The following is a 16,659-nucleotide window of genomic DNA, read 5'->3' on the forward strand; positions in this document are numbered from 1 at the left end:
GGGAGGGTGAGGGGCGGCCGGGAAGCCGGGCGGTCAGACGCCCGCGGGGAGGCGCAGGACGTGCTCGCGGACGGCGCGGAAGCCGTCGACGGCCCGGTACAGCTGCTCCTCGGTCTGCACGGCGGTGTAGCTGGTGCGCAGCCGGGGCGAGGCGGCGGGCGGGAGCACGGCGTTGACGTACACGCCCTGTTCGATGAGGAGGTTCCAGGCGAGCAGGGTGCTGATGTCGTCGCCGGTCGCGACGGGGACGATCGGGGTCTGGCTGTGGCCGACCTCGTACCCCAGCGCCGTCAGTTCGCGGCGCATCAGGTCGGCGTTGTCGGCGACCGTGCTGCACCGCCAGGGCTCGGCCTGGAGGATGCGCAGGGATTCCAGGGCGGCGGCCGTGTTGGCGGGGCTGGAACTCGCGGAGAACATCAGGCTGCGGGCGTTGTGCCGCAGGAAGTCGATGACCTCCTCGTCGCCGAGGACGGCGCCGCCGATCGAGCCGAACGCCTTGGAGAAGGTGAGGGTGATCAGCGGGACGTGTTCGGTGAGTCCGAAGTGGGAGGCGGTGCCGCGGCCCTTGTCGAGGACCCCGCCGCCGTGGGCGTCGTCCACGAGCAGGGTGGCCCCGTACTCGTCGCAGACGCGGACCAGCTCGGGCAGGGGGCACAGGTCCCCCTCCATGCTGTAGACGCCGTCGACGACGACCATGCAGGAGGCGGTGCCCGCGACCCGGGCGAGCTTGGCGGAGAGGTCCGCCGTGTCGTTGTGGGCGAACCACTGGATCTTGGCCCGGCTCAGCCGTGCCGCGTCGATGAGCGAGGCGTGGGCTTCCTTGTCCAGGAAGACGATGTCGCCGGGACCGCACAGCCCGGCGATCGCTCCCAGGTTCGCCTGGTAGCCGGTGGTCAGGACGAGGGCGGCGGGCTTGCCGAAGAACTGGGCGAGTTCGCGTTCCAGCTGGTCGTGCAGTTCCAGGTTCCCGTTGAGGAAGCGGGACCCGGTGCAGCCGGCGCCGTGGCGCTGCGAGGCGCGGGCCGCGGCCTCGATGACCCGCGGGTCGGTGGACAGGCCCAGGTAGTCGTTGGAGCCGCACATGACCACCTCGCGGCCGTCGGCCATGCGGGCGGTGCCGGCGTCGCGGCCGTCGAAGTTGAGGAAGTACGGGTACAGGCCTGCGGCCTTCGCTTCACGCGCTCGGGTGTAAGAGGCGCACTTCTCTATGACGCTCACGAATCATCCTTCTGATGCCTTGGAAAGTGACATGTGGGTGCTGAGGCGTGGAATACGGAGTTCGACTTCCCGAATGACCATTCCGAGGATTTCGGACATGGCGGCCAGTTCCCATTCGTCCGGCATACAGGGGACGCCGTGGGAAAGCTCTGCGTTCGGGTGTTGCGGCTCCGTGAAGTTTTCCCGGAGGAGGGCCATCAGCGGTCCCAGGAATGCCAGATGAGGCGGAGAGTGGATGCTACGTCGCAGATCGCACCGGCGATCGCGGATACGGCCTTGGCCATTATTCCCCCATGGAATACCCGGCCCGCCTCGTCGTCCGCCGCCGCGTGCGCGCCGGTGGACGGAGGGCCGGGTGTGATGTGTGCCGCGACCTCTCGTCGCAGCTCGCGGGGGTTCCCTGCCCCCGCTCGGAACGATCCGACTCGTTCCAAGGTAGGCATGTGCCGGGGCGTCGTCAAGTGAACATCCGTCAACACTCGAGTCTCGTGGGAGATTTGAAGAGAAACCCGTCCGTTGGCCGAAAACGTGTTGCCCGGGCCGTCTCCGGCGTCTAGCTTCACCTCCGGCGCGCATACTTCCGGGTGTTCCGAACGACACCCGAAGGAGCGGTCATGCAGCGCCGGATGAAAGTGGAAGAGAGTCTCTTCTTTAAAGGTTCGCAGGTGGACGCGTACGAAGCCGTCGCCGATGTGCGTTCCATGGGCAGGTACAGTCCGGAATGCAGACTGGTCCTCGGGCCGCGCGGCCCGGTGACGGCCGGCCGCGGTTTCGTCGGAATCAACCGCAAAGGCCCGTTCGTCTGGTTCACCTGGTGCCGCGTCGTCCACGCCGAACCGCACGAGCGGTTCACGTTCGACGTGAGCACTTTCGGCCTCCCCGTTGCCCGCTGGGGCTACCGGTTCACGCCCGAGGACGACGGCGTCCGGGTCACCGAGACCTGGGAGGACCTGCGGACCGGCCGCGGAGCCCGCCTCACCGAGCTCCTCGGACTCCTCTTCACCGGAACGCCCGCGGGCCGCCGCGCGGACGCCAACCGCGCCGGCATGCGCACCACCCTCCTACGGCTCAGACGCGCCGTGGAGCGATGACCTCCGAGAAAGGCGACAGCCATGACGACGGCACCGGCCCCGGTTTCCTTCGCCCCCCTGCAAGCAACGGTGCGCGAGGCGGGCCTGCTCCGCCCGCGCACCGGGTACTACGTCGTCAAGTTCCTCACCAACACCGCCCTGATGGCGGCCGCGTGGGGGCTCTTCGTCCTCCTCGGGAACTCCTGGTGGCAGCCGGCCGCCGCCGTGCTCCTCGCCTTCGCCTACGGCCAGACCGGCCTCCTCGGCCACGACGTGGGCCACGCCCAGGTCACCCGCAACCGCCGCGCGATGACCGTGCTCGGCCTCGTCCACGGGAACCTCCTGCTGGGCTTCAGCTACGGCTGGTGGATGAACCACCACACCCGCCACCACAACCACCCCAACCACCTGGACCACGATCCGGACATCCTGCGCCGGGTCGTGGCCTTCTCACCCCGCCAGGCCCGGGACGTCTCCCGGCTGCGCGCCTTCGTCATCCGCCACCAGGCGCCCCTGTTCTTCCCGCTGCTCACCCTGGAGGGCATCGGGCTGCGCGTCGGATCCGTGATCGCCATCCGGCGCGGCGTCGTCCGGCACGCACGGATCGAATCGATCCTGCTCGCGGTGCACGCCGTCGGCTACGCGGCCGTGGTCTTCTGGCTCCTCGACCCGCTCCTCGCCGTCGTGTTCATCGCCGTCCACCAGGGTCTCTTCGGCTTCTACCTCGGCTGCGTCTTCGCCCCGAACCACAAGGGGATGCCCGTGCGCGACGGCGCCACCGAGCCCGACTGGCTGAGCCGGCAGGTGCTCACCTCCCGCAACATCCGCAGCTCGCGGCTCCACGACTTCCTCTACGGCGGCCTCAACTACCAGATCGAGCACCACCTCTTCCCGACCGTGCCCAGGCCCAACCTGCGCGCGTGCCGGCCGCTCACCATGGCCCACTGCGCCGAGCAGGGCATCGAGTACTACGAGGTCTCCGCGGCCCGCTCGTACGCCGAGGTCCTGGCGCACCTGCGCGGGGTCACCGAACAGGTGCGGGAGAGCGCCGGGCGGCCGCGGTGACCCCGTCCATCAGGATGCCGACGAGGTCGCCGGTGTAGGTGTCGGCGACCGCGCCCCGGCGCACCAGGATCCGCATCCACAGGGCGCCGGCCATGGCGTCCACCAGCGGCGCCGGATCGGCGTCGGGCGGCAGGTCGCCCCGGGCCACCGCGCGCTCGAAGACGGGCTGGTGGCGTCCGAAGCGGTCGTCGAGGAAGGAGACCACGAGGTCCCGCATCGCCTGGTGGCGCACCGCCCCCACCAGCGCGGCCTCGACGATCGTGCGCCGGTGCTCGTCGTCCAGCAGGTGCTGGACCTGCTCGGCGAGCGCGGTCAGGTCCCCGCGCAGGCTGCCGGTGTCGGCCGGGTCGAACCGGAAGATGTGCGAGTGCAGCAGCGCGTCGCGCAGCAGCTCCGACTTGGACGACCACCAGCGGTAGATGGTCGTCTTGTTGACCCCGGAGCGCTGGGCCACGCCCTCGATGGTCAGGGAGTCGAAGCCCAGGCTGCCCAGCATGTCGAGCGTGGCCGTGAAGATCTCGGCCTTGCGCCGTGGCCCGCCGCCCTCTCCGTCTTGCCTCTGCATCACCGTTGGCCCCTTCCGTACGAGTGGGCGGTCAGCTTACTGCAACGCAACGTGGTGTTGCATTTTGCGGACTCCCGCTTCTACTATGCAACGCAACGTTGCGTTTGGTGCCGGGCAGCTTCCGCCCACGGCACCGCCGCCGCACCCGCCAGGGGGAGAGCATGAACGCAGAACGGCCGGCGGCCCCGGTCACGGGACTCGGTCCCGCCCCGGGCCGTCCGGGCATCTGGACCGCCGGAACGGCCGAGGGCATTCCCCTGGTCCTCGTCCACGGGATCCGGGTCTCCGCCCGGATGTGGGACCCCCACACCCGCCGGCTGGCCCCCCGTTTCCGGATCACGGCCCCCGACCTGCCCGGACACGGAACCCAGCGCGACCGCCCCTTCAGCCTGGAGGAGGCGGTCGCGCGGGTCGGCCTCGCCGTGGAGGAAGCCGCCCTCGCCACCGGCCGCCGCCCCCTGGTGGCCGGCGCCTCCCTCGGCGGGTACGTCGCCCTCGCCTACGGAGCGGCACATCCCGCCACCGCCGCCGCCGTCCTCGTCCAGGGGTCGACCGCCCGGCCCGACCGGTTCACCGGCCGGATCTATCGCGGCGCCGCCCGCGCCATCGGGGCCCTCGGCCCGGCCCGCGCCGCCCGCCTCGGCGACGCGGCGCTCCGGCGCAGGCTGCCCGCCGAGAGCTACGAGGCCGTCATGGGCGGCGGCCTCACCCTGCACGCCTTCGCCGAAGTCGTCGAGGACCTCACCCGCCGCGACTTCCTCAACGTCGCCGGCCGCTGCCGGCTCCCCGTCCTGTTCGTCAACGGCCTCGGCGACCCCCTCTTCCGCGCCCAGGAGAAGGAGTTCCTCGCGGCCGTCCGCGCCGGCGGCGGATACGCCCGGCTCTTCCACGTCCGCGGCCCGCACGACATGTCCATCAGCGACCCCGCCGCCTTCACCCGGATCCTGGAGCGCGGCTACGGACTCCTCTCCGAAGCGCGCCCCGAAGCCTTCACCGCGCCCGCGGGAGGAACCCCGTGACCGCCGCCCGGATCCGGCAGGGGGCCCCGGCCGCCTCCCCCGCACACCCCGCCGCAGCGCGAAGGAGCGCAGCATGAGCGTCCCGCACACCGGGCCCGCGCCGGCCGGGCCCGCCCGGTTCACCTCCCGCAACCCGGTCACCGCCGAGCCCGTCGCCACCTTCCCCACCGACGACGAGGCCGCCGTACGCCGCAAGGTCGCCCGCGCCCGCGAGGCCGCCCGCTGGTGGGACGCCCTCGGCCACGACGGCCGCCGCGCCCGGCTGCTGACCTGGAAGCGCGTCATGACCCGCCGCCGCGGCGAGATCATCGCACTGCTGCGCCGCGAGAACGGCAAGGTCCGCGCGGACGCCGTCATCGAGCTCTCCGCCACCCTCGCGCACGTCGACTGGGCGGCCCGCAACGCCCACCGGGTACTGCGCCGCAGGTCCGTCCCCTCCGGACCGCTCATGTTCAACCAGGCCAGCACCCTGGAGTACAAGCCGTACGGGGTCATCGGCGTCATCGGCCCCTGGAACTACCCGGTGTTCACCCCCGTCGGCTCCCTCGCCTACGCCCTCGCCGCGGGCAACGCCGTCGTCTTCAAACCCAGCGAGTTCACCCCCGCCTGCGGGAAGTGGCTCACCGACACCTTCACCGAAGCCGTCCCCGAACACCCGGTCCTCCAGCTCACCACCGGCGCCGGCCCCACCGGAGCCGCGCTCTGCGCCTCCGGCGTCGACAAGATCGCCTTCACCGGCTCCCGGGCCACCGGAACCCGCGTCCTCCAGGCCTGCGCCCCCTCCGTCACCCCGGTGCTCCTCGAACTCGGCGGCAAGGACGCCCTCGTCGTCGCCGAGGACGCCGACGTCGAAGCCGCCGTCGAGGCGGCCCTGTGGGGCGGCTGCTCCAACGCCGGCCAGTCCTGCACCGGCATCGAACGGGTCTACGTCGCCGACGCCGTGTACGAGCGGTTCGAGGCCCGGCTGACCGAGCGGGCCGCACGGATCCGCGCCCGCGAGGACTTCGGCCCCATCACCATGCCCGGCCAGCTCGACATCATCCGCCGCCACGTCGAGGACGCCCTCGCCCACGGCGGCCGCGCCCTCGTCGGCGGCCCCGAGTCGATCGAACCGCCCTACGTGCTCGGCCCGGTCGTCCTGGCCGACGTACCCGAGGACTCCGCCGCCCTGCGCGAGGAGACCTTCGGCCCCGTCCTGATCGTCAACCGGGTCCGGGACGCCCACGAGGGCGTACGCCGCGCCAACGACTCGCCGTACGGACTCGGCGCCTCCGTCTTCGCCCGCCGGGGCGCCACCGCCCTGGCCCGCGCCGTCCGCTCCGGCATGGTCAGCGTCAACGACGTGATGGCCTTCCCCGGAGTCCCCTCGCTGCCCTTCGGCGGGGTCGGGGCCTCCGGCTTCGGCCGGATCCACGGAGCGGACGGGCTCAGGGAGTTCACCGTCCCGCACGCCGTCACCCGCCGCCGCTTCAAGGCCCCGCTGGCGGTGTCGACGTACGCCCGGGGCCCCAGGGACATCCCCCGGCTGGAGCGCGTCACCCGGTTCCTCGGGTCGCGCTGAGGGCCGGGAAGCAGAACGAACACCATGCCAGAACGGGGGAGAACCATGCTCGGAGCCGCCACCAGGCGACTCTCACTCGGCGTCCGGCTGACCGGCGCGGAGGAACGCCGCACCGGCCTGCCGCTGCCGCCCGCACCACCGGACCCGTACGACTATCCGTTCCACGAGTTCCTGGTCATGGAACTGGAACGGGGCCGCCTGGACGCCCTGCTCCTCCCGGACCGCCTCCACGGCCAGGGCCCGGCGTTCGAGGCCACCACCCTGCTCGCCGCGTTCGCCGGCGCCACCGACCGCATCGGCCTCGTCGCCACGGCCGCCACCGGCCCCGGCCGCGCCGACGGCCTCGCCCGCAGGCTCGCCTCCCTCGACGCGGTCTCCGCCGGCCGGGCCGGCTGGCAGCCCGCCGGCGCGGACGCCGCGACCGGTGAGTGCGTCGACGCCGCCCACCGCCTGTGGGACGCCGCCAACACCGGGCTGCCCGGCGCCCCGCCCGCCCTCCCGCAGGGCCGGCCCGTCCTCTTCCACCCGGCCGGGACGTCCGGCGAGCGCTCCCTCGCCGCCCGGCACGCCGACGTCGTCCTGGCCGGCCGCCACCCCCTCGACGACGCCCGCGCCCTGAACACCCTGATCAAGGCCGAAGCCGCCGGCCACGGCCGGCTCCCCGACGACCTGCTGGTCTGGGCCGGACTCACCCCCCTCGTGGTCGGCCGCCCGCTCCCCGGCGGAGCGCGCTCCGACGGCGGGGTCCTCACCGGCACGGCCGCGCAGATCGCCGACCACATCGAGCGCCACCACGCGCGGGCGGCCTGCGACGGCTTCGTCCTCACCTTCCCCGCCCTGCCCGGCCCGCTCGTCGACTTCGTGGACCAGGTCGTCCCCGAACTGTGGCGGCGCGGCCTCTTCCCCAACGACTACGCGCACCCCACCCTGCGCGCCAACCTCGGCCTGCCCTCATGCCCCGTACCCCTGGGAGCCGTCCATGCCTGAGCAGCAGCGCCCGCACCGCCCCCTGCTCCTCGCGGCCCTGCCCGCCGTACGCGACCACCGCACCCCGGCCGCCCCCTGGCCCCGGACGTTCGCGGACGCGGTCCTGGCCGCCGAACTCGCCGGGCTCGACGCACTCGTCGTCGAACGCGGCGACGGCGGCGGGCCCGGTGACGGTGACCGCGACGGGTACGGCGGCGACGCCCCGGCCGGCCCAGCCCTGGACCCGCTCCTCGCCCTGGCCCTCCTCGCCCCGCGCACCCACCGCCTCGGCCTCGTCGCCGAACTGCCCGCCCACGACCCCGAACCGGCCCGCACCGCAGCGGAACTGGCCTCCCTCGACGCCATCAGCGGCGGCCGGGCCGGCTGGCTCGTCAGCACCCCCGGCCGGACCCGCGTCGGCCACGCGGCCACCCCGCCGGCCGGCACCGGCGCCACCGCGGTGCTCCTCACCCGGGCCGAACCGGGCGAAGCCGCCGCCGAGCTGGCCGGCCGGCTCGCCCCGGCCCTCGCAGACCCCCGCACCGGGGCCCTCCTCGTCCGCTTCCCCGGCGGCCCCGCGGCCCTGCGCCGCTTCGCCCACGAGACGCTGCCGCTGCTGCGCGGCCGGGGCCTGCTCCCCGCCCCGGAGCGCGGCCCCCGCCGCCTGCGCGAACGCCTCGGCCCGCCCCTCACGACAGCGGCCTGACCGGCCGGCCCCCGACCGACACGCATCCGAAAGGCGACCCCCATGCGGCCAACACACCTGTGGAAGCAACCCCGAGGCTGGGCGGCGGTGATCGTCGGCGGCCTGCTCGCCGCCCTGGTCACCCTCGCCTACATCGGCCCCGCGGCCGACCCACAGGCACACCTGCGCGACCTCCCGCTCGTCCTCGTCAACGCCGACGAAGGCGCCCCGGCCGGGGGCGCCACCGTACGCCTCGGCCGGGAACTCACCGCGCGGATCGAGCAGGAGGCGCGCCGGGACGGCCGGATCTCCTGGCACACCGTCGACTCGCCCGCCGAGGCCCACCGCCTGCTGGAGCGCGGCGAGGCGGACGGCGCGCTCGTCGTCCCGCAGGACTTCAGCCGCAAGGCCCTCTCCCTGGTCGCGCCCGCCGGCACCCCCGAGCGGCCGGTGCTGACGGTCCTCACCAACGAGGGCGCCGGCAGCGTGGCCTCCTCGATGGCGGAGAAGGCCGCCCGCGCCACCGCCGCGGCGGCCTCCACCGCACTCGGCGGGCAGCTCGCCGAGCGCGCCGCCGCCACCCACCCCGGCCCCGACCGGCTGCTGCTGCTCCAGGACCCCGTCCACACGGTCACCCAGGCCGGCCCCACCACCTCCGGGGCCACCGCGGGCGGGGCCATGACCCTCTACCTGACGATCGCCCTGCTGCTGGCCGGCCTGCTGCCCGCGGTCCTCCTCACCATGACGGTGGACGCCGCCCTCGGCTACTCCCCGCTGGAGATGGGCCCCCGCCGCAGCCTGCGGCCCGTGGTGCGCATCACCCGCCGGTCCACCTTCGTGGCGAAGGCCGGCATCGGCGCGGTGACCGGCTTCGCGGCCGGCAGCGCCGTGATCGCCGTCGCCGTGTGGGGCCTGGGCGTGGAACCCGACCAGCCCCTGCTGCTCTGGCTGTTCGCCGGCCTGGTCTGCGCGTCCGTCACCCTGCTCACCCTGGCCCTGTTCGCCGTCTTCGGCATGGCCGGCCAGGTCATCGCCCTGCTGGTCGTGACCATGTTCGGCATCCCGCTCTCCGGCGGCACCATCCCGGTGCAGGCCCAGCCGGGCTTCGCCAGGGCGGTCGGCGAGCTGCTCCCGGCCCGGCACGCCGCGGAGGGCATCCGGTCGCTGCTCTTCTTCGACGGACTCGGCTCCGGCCTGGTCCGGGCCTGGCTGGTGCTCGGCGCGTACGCGGCCGGCGCCTTCCTGATCGGCCTCCTCGTCACCCGCCTCTACGACCGGCGCGGCTTCGACCGCGCGACCCCCCTGGAACTCGCCCGCCACCCCCAGCCGGCCACGGCCTGACGAGCCCGCTCCCGGCGGGCCACCCCCGTCCCGCCGGGAGCGCCCGAACGGCCCGGGACCGGGGCGGTTCCCCCGCCCCGGTCCCGGGCCGCGACGGCCGGCCGCCGCGCGCGACCGGCACCCCCTCGGCCGCCGCGTCCGGTCCGCCGGCGTACCGGCGTTACCGGCGTACCGGCCCGTCGGCCCGCGTCACGACCCCCCGGGGACCCCGTAGACCCCCGCCCGCCCCGCCGCCGCGGCCCCCGCGGCGGCCCGGCCGGGCAGGGCCGGGTCCGGGGCCGCCCGCAGGAGCAGCAGCTCGTGGTAGAGCGGGGCGGTCGCCGCGACCAGCAGCGCGCGGGCGTCGGCCGGGCCCGGCAGTTCACCCCGCCCGGCGGCCCGGGTGACGACCACCGCGCAGCGTGCGTACCGGTCCTCCCAGAAGCGGGCCAGGGCGCCCGCCGCCTCCGCCGAGCGGAAGCCCGCGGCGATCAGCGCCGTGGTCAGGCTGGGCCCGCCCCCGGCCAGGGCCTCGTACACCTCCTGGTTGAGCGCCGTCAGATCGCCCTCCAGCGACCCGGTGTCGGGCGGGCTCCACGTGTCGTCGGCCGCGGCGTCCAGTACGTCGGCCAGCAGGCCGCCGACGTCCCGCCAGCGCCGGTAGACGGTGGTGCGGTGCACGCCCGCCCGCTCGGCGACCGCGTCGACCGTCAGCCCGTCGTACCCGCCCGCCGTCAGCAGTTCGCCCGCCGCCGCCAGCACCTGGGACCGGACCCGGGCGCTGCGGCCCCCCGTCCGACGCCGCGGCGTGGCCGAATCCCCTTGGTCTTCATGGCCGGAACCTTCGCTTGCGTGCTCAGCAGCATCCATGGAACGATCTTAAAGCAACATCAGTCGCAATAAGGAGCCTTCGATGATCCTCACCCGCCCCTCCCGCCGACCCGCCGAACTCCCGCCCGCCCCCCAGCCCCCGGAGCCGCTCCATGACCGCACAACTCACCGCGACTGACCTCTGCATCTCCTACGCCGGACGCACCGTCCTCGACTCCGTCTCCCTCTCCGTCACCGACGGAACCCGCCTTGGCATCGTCGGCGAGAACGGATCGGGCAAGTCGACCCTCCTGCGCCTGCTCGCCGGAGCCGAACGCCCCGACGGCGGCACGGTCACCGTCCGCGCCGAAGGCGGCACCGGATACCTCGCCCAGGAGGAACACCTCCCCGCCCACCTCACCGTCCAGCAGGTCCTCGACCGCTCCCTCGCGGGACTGCGCGCCATGGAGGACCGCATGCGCCGCCTGGAGGCCCGCATGGCCGGGGGCGACACCGCCGACGAGACCCTCACCGCCTACGCCGACCTCCTCACCGCCTTCGAACTGCGCGGCGGCTACGACGCCGACGCCCGCACCGAACGCGCCCTGCACGGCCTCGGACTCCTCGGCCTCCCAGTAGTTCTCGCCGTAAAAACAACGCTAAGCCCGCGAGGGCCCCTCTGATCTGGGGTGATCCCGGGGAGGGCGGGGCGGTGACCCGTTGCCCGGCGCGGGGTGGCTCGTTGGGCTGAACGAGTGACCGTGCCGGGAGGAGTGGGCTGATGGCGACGAGGGTTTTCAGTGATGAGGAGCTGGATGCCCTGCGGTCGTTTCCGACGATCGGCAAGGACGAGCTGATCCGGTACTTCACCCTCACCCCGGCCGAGGAGGCGTTCCTGCGGAAGTTCCGCCGGGCCCAGAACGTTCTCGGCGCTGCTGTGCAGCTGTCCGCTTTGCCCTGGCTGGGCTTCGTCCCCGACGATGTGCCCGCCGCTCCGCCCGCGGCGGTCGGACGCCTGGCTCGCCAGCTCGGGCTCGCCATCGCTGATCTGGCGGGCTACGGGGAACGTGAGCAGACCCGCACGGATCACCTGAGGGAAATTGCCGAATACCTGTCGTGGAGGCCGGCGAAGGCGATCGAGCTCAAGGAGCTGGACGAGTTCCTGCTGGCCCGCGCAATGGAGCACGACTCCCCGAGCCTGCTGTTCCGGCTGGGGTGCGAGTACCTGCGCTCGGCGAAGGTGATCCGGCCGGGTGTGGTCACGCTGCTGGAGAAGGTCGGCGCGGCGCGCCAGGCCGCGGAGCAGGAGACCCACGCGCGGGTGGCCCATCTGCTCACCGGCGAGCAGGTGCGGGGGCTGGACGGGTTGTTGGTGGTCGAGCCGGCGTTGGGATCGACGCGGTTGCACTGGATGGTGACGGGACCGGTGCAGGGGTCGCCGGCGAGCGTGAAGGGCGAGGTCGAGAAGCTGACGTTCCTGCGGGGACTGGGCGCGGATGCCCTGGATCTGTCTGCGCTGCCCGCTGAGCGTCGCCGTTACCTGGCCCAGATCGGCCGTCGTCTGACGGCGCAGGCCCTGGTGCGGCGCGAGCCCAACCGGCGTCACCCGATCCTGCTGACGCTGCTGGCGCAGTCCGCGGTCGATGTCCTGGACTCGGTGGTGCAGCTCTTCGACCAGACCCTGTCGGGCTCGGAGTCGCGGGCGAAGATCAAGCTGCGCGAGGTGCTCGCCGAGCGGGCCAAGCTCTCGGAGGACCGGCTCGCCCTGCTGGATGAGATCCTGCCGGTGCTGGCGGACGCGGGTATCCCGGACGAGGCGGTCGGGACGCTGCTGCGTGGAAAGATCGGTATGAGCCGGCTGCGGGCCGCGCACGCCGGGGCCACCGTGCGGCTGCCGCGTGACCACGGGCATCTGGCGCTGCTGGAGGGCTCCTACACCTACATCCGGCAGTTCGCGCCGAAGGTGTTGGAAACGGTGCGGTTCAAGGGCGGCACCGAGGCGAAGCCGCTGATCGAGGCGCTGGAGATCCTGCGGGAGCTGAACGCCACCGGCGCCCGCAACGTCCCCGACAACGCGCTGACGCTCTTCGTGCCGACCCGCTGGCAGGGCTACCTCGACGAGGCGGCCGCGAAGGGAGACGCGACGGCCTACCGGCACTACTGGGAGCTGTGCACGCTGCTCGCGCTGCGCGACGGCCTGCGCTCGGGGGACGTGTACGTGCCGGGCTCGCGCCGCTACGACAACCCCGAGACCTACCTGTTCAAGCCCGCCCAGTGGGAGGAACACCGGGCCGGCTTCTGCCGACTGGTGGGCAAGAGCGCCGACTTTTCCGAGGCGCTGCCGCTGGTGATGGACGAGCTGGACGACGCCCTCTGTGATCTGGAGGACACCCTCAAGCGCGGCGACGGGCCCGTACGGCTGGACGACGCAGGTGAGTTGGTGATCTCCCCTCTCACGGCGGAGGACATCCCGTCCGAGGCCGAGGAGCTGCACGCCGAGCTGGAGCGGATGCTGCCGAACGTGCCGATCGCCTCGCTGCTGGTGGAGATGGACCGGCATACCGGCTTCCTGGACTGCTTCGTCCACGCCGGCGGCAAGCAGGCCCGCTCCCCGCAGCTCAAGCGCAATCTGATCGCCTGCCTGATCGGGCTCTCCACAAATCTCGGACTGCACGGGATGGCCGCCTCATGCGGTATCCCGTACGACGTGCTGGCGTGGACCGCGGAGTGGTACATCCGCGAGGAGACGCTCCGCGAGGCGAACATCTGCCTGGTCAACCACCACCACAAGCTGCCGATGACGGCCATGTTCGGTTCCGGCACCCTGTCCTCCTCCGACGGACAGCGGTTCCCGACGCGGGGCAAGTCGATCACCGCCCGGCACCTGAACAAGTACTTCGTCGCCGAGGGCATCTCCACCTACACGCACGTCTCCGACCAGCACTCCACCTTCGGTACCAAGGTCATCGTCGCCACACACCGTGAGGCCCACTACGTGCTGGACGAGATCCTCGGCAACGCCACCGACCTGCCGATCACCGAGCACGCGACCGACACGCACGGCGTCACCCTGGTCAACTTCGGGCTCTTCGACCTCGTGGGCAAGCAGCTCTCGCCGCGCATCCGCGACCTCGGAAAGATCACCCTGTACAGGATGGGCGCGAAGGCCGACTACGAGGAGCGGTTCCCGAAGGCGGGACCGCTGCTGACGAAGAAGGCCAACCTTGACCTGGTCGCCGACCACTGGGACGACCTGCTGCGTCTTGCGGGGTCGCTGAAGTACGGGCACGCCACCGCCTCCCTGATCGTGGGCAAGCTATCGGCGTCCTCCCGGCAGAACGCGCTGGCCGCCGCCTTGAAGGAGTACGGAGCGATCCGCAGAACGGTCTATGCCGCCAAGTACCTGTCGGACGAGGGCTACCGGCGGAAGATCGCACGCCAGCTGAACAAGGGCGAGTCCCTGCACTCCCTGCGCCGCCAGCTCCACTACGCCCGTGAGGGCAAGGTCGCCCGCCGCCAGCCCGAGCAGCAGAACGAGCAGGCGTGGTGCCTGACCGTCGTGACCAACAGCGTGGTCTGCTGGCACACGGTGTACATGGGCCTGGCCGTCGACCAGCTGCGTGGCGCCGGCCGCGAGGTGGACGCCGAGGTACTGGCGCACATCTCCCCGGCCCGCAGTTCGGTGGTCAACTACTACGGCTCGATCACCGTCGACTACGAACGCGAACTCGCCCAGCTCGACGACCGGGGACACCGGCCGCTGCGGACAGTGGACACCGACGGTCCCGGAGCCGGGCTGTAGAGCGGCGAATCGGCCCCCGCAGGGTGCCGGGAGCTCGGAGCGTACGGGCCCGTCAGGGACTGGGGAGCGGAAAGCCGGACAGCTGTGGGTGCCGCAGTGCTGCCCTCCGTCGTACACGTACCGGTGCACGTCTACGACGGAGGGCGGCATCGTCGTGCACGGTCAGCATGTTCTCGATGCGCTCGTACAGCCGTCCGTGACTTCTGCTAAAGATCGCGCAGGGTCTTGCTGGTCAGTGCGACCGCCGAGGTGACCGCCATGATGGATGCCGCGATCACGAACGAGGCCGCGAGCCAGCCGGCCTCAATGCTCCAGCCGGTGGACAGTTGGCCAAGGGGTTGGAGGCTGAGCCCGGCAAACACGAGAAGTGACATGACCCGGCCCAGCATGGCGCTGGGGGCGGTTCGCTGGATGATGGACATGTAGATCACGACGGCAATGCCGTTCAGGACGCCCATCACCACGAGGCAGGCAGCTCCCACCGGAAGCGGACTGACTGGAAGAGCAGCCAGGAGAGGTGCCTGCAGCAGGTGGAGGACGAGCACGGCTCTTGCCGGGCCGAGTCGTCCGGGCCGGACTCGGGGTGCGAGCCACGCTCCGATGACGGAGCCTCCGCCGAAGCTGGCGAAGAGCACGCCGAGGGCCGCTCCGCCGCCCAGTTCCTGGGTGATGGCCGGCAGGCCGACGGACAGCTGGCCGGCGGTGACGAAGTCCATGACCGCGTCGATGCCGATCAGGATCAGCAGCCATCGTGCTGTGAGGGTGTACCTGATGCCGGCAGCCAGGGAGGTCAGCATCGGCTCCGCCGCTGGTTGCGGCGAGCTGTGTGCGGAGCGCGCTGCCAGCGCAGCCCCGATGCCGCCGATGGCGAAGGAAGCCGCGTTGATGGCGATGGCGGCGACCGGTCCGGTCAGGGTGAGGGTGATACCTCCAAGGAGGGAGCCCCCGAGCATGCTGGCGTTCTTGGCCAGTTCGAAGAAGCTATTGCCGCGGGGTAGGTCCGACTCGGTGAGGAAGGCCGGTGCCAGCGCCCGCAGGGCCGGCAGGAAGGCTCCGCTGATACAGCCGGTGACGGCGGTCACCAGGATGATCCAGTGAAGCGGTGCGCTGCCCCAGACCAGGCACCCGAGTACGACGGCGAGCAGGAAGCGGACCAGGTCGCTGACGGCAACGGTGCGCAGGGCGCCGAACCTGTCCACGAGGGGGCCGCCGAGCAGGGCGCCTGCGAGTTGGCTGAGGGTGCCTGCGGCGAGAATCCACGACAGGCCGGTCGGGCCGTGGCCGCTTTCGAGCGCCCAGATACCCAATGCGATGGTCTGGAATGGGCCGCCCAGGCTCGATGTGAGCTGTCCGGCCCACGCCACGTAGAACGCTCGCCAGTTTGATGGTGGCTGTTCTGCGGATTCCGTACCGGCGGCTTCTTGCTGTTTCACGCCTGTCCGCTCTCCACCAGACTGTTTTCCGTCAGCGTCTTCTTGACGTGACCGAAGATCCGGTAGAGGGCGTCGCAGTGGACGGATTTACGCGTGAACCCGTCTTCCGTCGAGTACCGGGAGGTGATACGGCCACCTCCGCAGATGTCGACGAATTCGCAGGTCCCGCACTCGTCGGGGATGAGCTCCTGCTGGTTGATGCAGAGCTGGAAGAATTCATGGTTGTAGAGCTTGTCGATACTGTCGCGGTAGATGCTGACGCCGAGTTCGCTCATGCCGTCTGCGCAGGCGCGGAAGTTGTCCGTGGGCTGGAGGGATCCGTCGGTTTCGAGGACGGCGACCCGGACCGGGGCGAAGCCGAACTGGTCACTGGAGGACGGAAGGCCGGCCACGGCCCGGGCGACGTCGGCGAACAGGCCGATGTCCACACGCTCGTTGTCTTCGGCCACCCAGGCGTCGAAGAACTCGACGAGGACGTCCCCATAGGTGCGGCCGTCCGAGCGCGGGGTCGGCGGCTGGACGTAGTTGTTCTCCGGAAGCAGGATGTTGATCAGCTCGACGCCCAGTGAGCGCAGGTGCCGGTAGGTGTCCCCTCCGTGCTCGTCCGGATTGAGCACGGTGATGGTTCCGACGTTCAGCCCCCTGTCCGCCCACTCCAGGGCGGTGTTCAGGCCTCGCACGGCGCGGTCGTAGCTGCCGCGGCCAGCCAGGTCGACGCGGGCCGAGTCGTGCAGTTCGCGGCTGCCATCGATGCTGACGCCCAGGTGGACGTTGTATCGGGCGAGGATTTCAGCCCACTCGGCGTTGAGGGTGACCCCGTTGGTGGTGCACTTGCGAATCGTGCGGATCCCCGCCACGTCGATCTTGTCGAACTGCTCCATCATCCAGAGGTAGTCGTCCTTGCGCTGCAGCAGGGGCTCCCCGCCGTGCAGCGTCAGGTGGATGGTGTCGATTCCGTGGGCCCGGCAGTGTTCAATGGCCTTGGGTACGAACGCCTCGATGGTGCGGCGCGGGAGGTACCGCGGGCGCTTCTCGAACGAGCTGTCCTGGCCGTGGTAGAAGTAGCAGTAGGTGCAGTCCAGATTGCACCATTCGACCGTCTTGATGATGAACGTGTCGATCCCCGTGAGCGACGCCACCGTAAC

13 protein-coding genes and 1 pseudogene are annotated in these 16,659 nt (G+C 71.9%); 9 read left to right on the forward strand and 5 right to left on the reverse strand.

Going from position 1 to position 16,659, the window contains the following annotated elements; genetic code table 11:
* Window positions 1–33 precede the first annotated feature (33 nt).
* Window positions 34–1,218 carry an aminotransferase class I/II-fold pyridoxal phosphate-dependent enzyme gene (locus ACIPW5_RS26560; protein WP_401249684.1) on the reverse strand — a complete coding sequence of 395 codons (1,185 nt, stop codon included), beginning with the start codon at window positions 1,216–1,218 and terminating at the stop codon, window positions 34–36.
* Window positions 1,219–1,832: 614 nt separating this feature from the next.
* Between ACIPW5_RS26560 and ACIPW5_RS26565 the strand changes: the two genes are divergently transcribed.
* Both ACIPW5_RS26565 and ACIPW5_RS26570 read left to right on the forward strand, forming a co-directional pair.
* A complete protein-coding gene (locus tag ACIPW5_RS26565) occupies window positions 1,833–2,309 on the forward strand; it encodes an SRPBCC family protein (protein ID WP_401249687.1) in 477 nt (158 codons plus the stop codon).
* Between the two features lie 21 nt (window positions 2,310–2,330).
* On the forward strand, window positions 2,331–3,353 hold the full coding sequence (locus ACIPW5_RS26570) for a fatty acid desaturase family protein (protein ID WP_401249690.1): 1,023 nt from the start codon (window positions 2,331–2,333) through the stop codon (window positions 3,351–3,353).
* Here the strand turns inward: ACIPW5_RS26570 and ACIPW5_RS26575 are convergent.
* Window positions 3,313–3,918, reverse strand: coding sequence for a TetR/AcrR family transcriptional regulator (locus ACIPW5_RS26575; RefSeq protein WP_401249693.1), 606 nt, complete (start codon window positions 3,916–3,918; stop codon window positions 3,313–3,315). The two genes, ACIPW5_RS26570 and ACIPW5_RS26575, sit on opposite strands and share 41 nt — an antisense overlap.
* A gap of 161 nt (window positions 3,919–4,079) precedes the next feature.
* On the opposite strand from ACIPW5_RS26575, the gene ACIPW5_RS26580 reads away from it, so the two are divergent.
* The 5 genes from ACIPW5_RS26580 (at window position 4,080) to ACIPW5_RS26600 (ending at window position 9,490) form a co-directional block, all read left to right on the forward strand.
* Window positions 4,080–4,937 (forward strand): alpha/beta fold hydrolase, encoded by an 858-nt coding sequence (locus ACIPW5_RS26580; protein ID WP_401249696.1) that lies wholly within the window; start codon window positions 4,080–4,082, stop codon window positions 4,935–4,937.
* Window positions 4,938–5,010: 73 nt separating this feature from the next.
* The gene (locus ACIPW5_RS26585) at window positions 5,011–6,498 is read left to right on the forward strand and encodes an aldehyde dehydrogenase family protein (protein ID WP_401249699.1); all 1,488 of its coding nucleotides are present in this window, start codon (window positions 5,011–5,013) and stop codon (window positions 6,496–6,498) included.
* 45 nt (window positions 6,499–6,543) lie between these two features.
* Complete coding sequence (locus tag ACIPW5_RS26590; RefSeq protein WP_401249702.1) at window positions 6,544–7,485, forward strand: LLM class flavin-dependent oxidoreductase; 942 nt, start codon at window positions 6,544–6,546, stop codon at window positions 7,483–7,485.
* Window positions 7,478–8,170, forward strand: coding sequence for an LLM class flavin-dependent oxidoreductase (locus ACIPW5_RS26595; protein ID WP_401249705.1), 693 nt, complete (start codon window positions 7,478–7,480; stop codon window positions 8,168–8,170). The genes ACIPW5_RS26590 and ACIPW5_RS26595 overlap by 8 nt, the downstream gene beginning before the upstream one ends.
* Window positions 8,171–8,212: 42 nt before the next feature.
* Window positions 8,213–9,490 (forward strand): YhgE/Pip domain-containing protein, encoded by a 1,278-nt coding sequence (locus ACIPW5_RS26600; protein WP_401249708.1) that lies wholly within the window; start codon window positions 8,213–8,215, stop codon window positions 9,488–9,490.
* A gap of 189 nt (window positions 9,491–9,679) precedes the next feature.
* On the opposite strand, the gene ACIPW5_RS26605 is transcribed toward ACIPW5_RS26600, so the two are convergent.
* A complete protein-coding gene (locus ACIPW5_RS26605; protein ID WP_401249711.1) occupies window positions 9,680–10,339 on the reverse strand; it encodes a TetR/AcrR family transcriptional regulator in 660 nt (219 codons plus the stop codon).
* A gap of 113 nt (window positions 10,340–10,452) precedes the next feature.
* On the opposite strand from ACIPW5_RS26605, the pseudogene ACIPW5_RS26610 reads away from it, so the two are divergent.
* Window positions 10,453–10,902 (forward strand): annotated as a pseudogene (locus ACIPW5_RS26610) (ATP-binding cassette domain-containing protein); the annotation flags it as partial.
* 158 nt (window positions 10,903–11,060) lie between these two features.
* The gene (locus ACIPW5_RS26615; protein WP_401249714.1) at window positions 11,061–14,081 is read left to right on the forward strand and encodes a Tn3 family transposase; all 3,021 of its coding nucleotides are present in this window, start codon (window positions 11,061–11,063) and stop codon (window positions 14,079–14,081) included.
* A gap of 206 nt (window positions 14,082–14,287) precedes the next feature.
* Here the strand turns inward: ACIPW5_RS26615 and ACIPW5_RS26620 are convergent, their stop codons facing one another.
* Both ACIPW5_RS26620 and ACIPW5_RS26625 read right to left on the reverse strand, forming a co-directional pair.
* Entirely contained in the window at window positions 14,288–15,514 is a 1,227-nt protein-coding gene (locus tag ACIPW5_RS26620; RefSeq protein ID WP_401249717.1) for an MFS transporter, read from the reverse strand.
* Entirely contained in the window at window positions 15,511–16,653 is a 1,143-nt protein-coding gene (locus ACIPW5_RS26625) for a radical SAM protein (RefSeq protein ID WP_401249720.1), read from the reverse strand. The genes ACIPW5_RS26620 and ACIPW5_RS26625 overlap by 4 nt, the downstream gene beginning before the upstream one ends.
* Window positions 16,654–16,659 lie beyond the last annotated feature (6 nt).

It is taken from the genome of Streptomyces sp. NPDC090077, assembly GCF_044747545.1.
Lineage (GTDB): Bacteria > Actinomycetota > Actinomycetes > Streptomycetales > Streptomycetaceae > Streptomyces.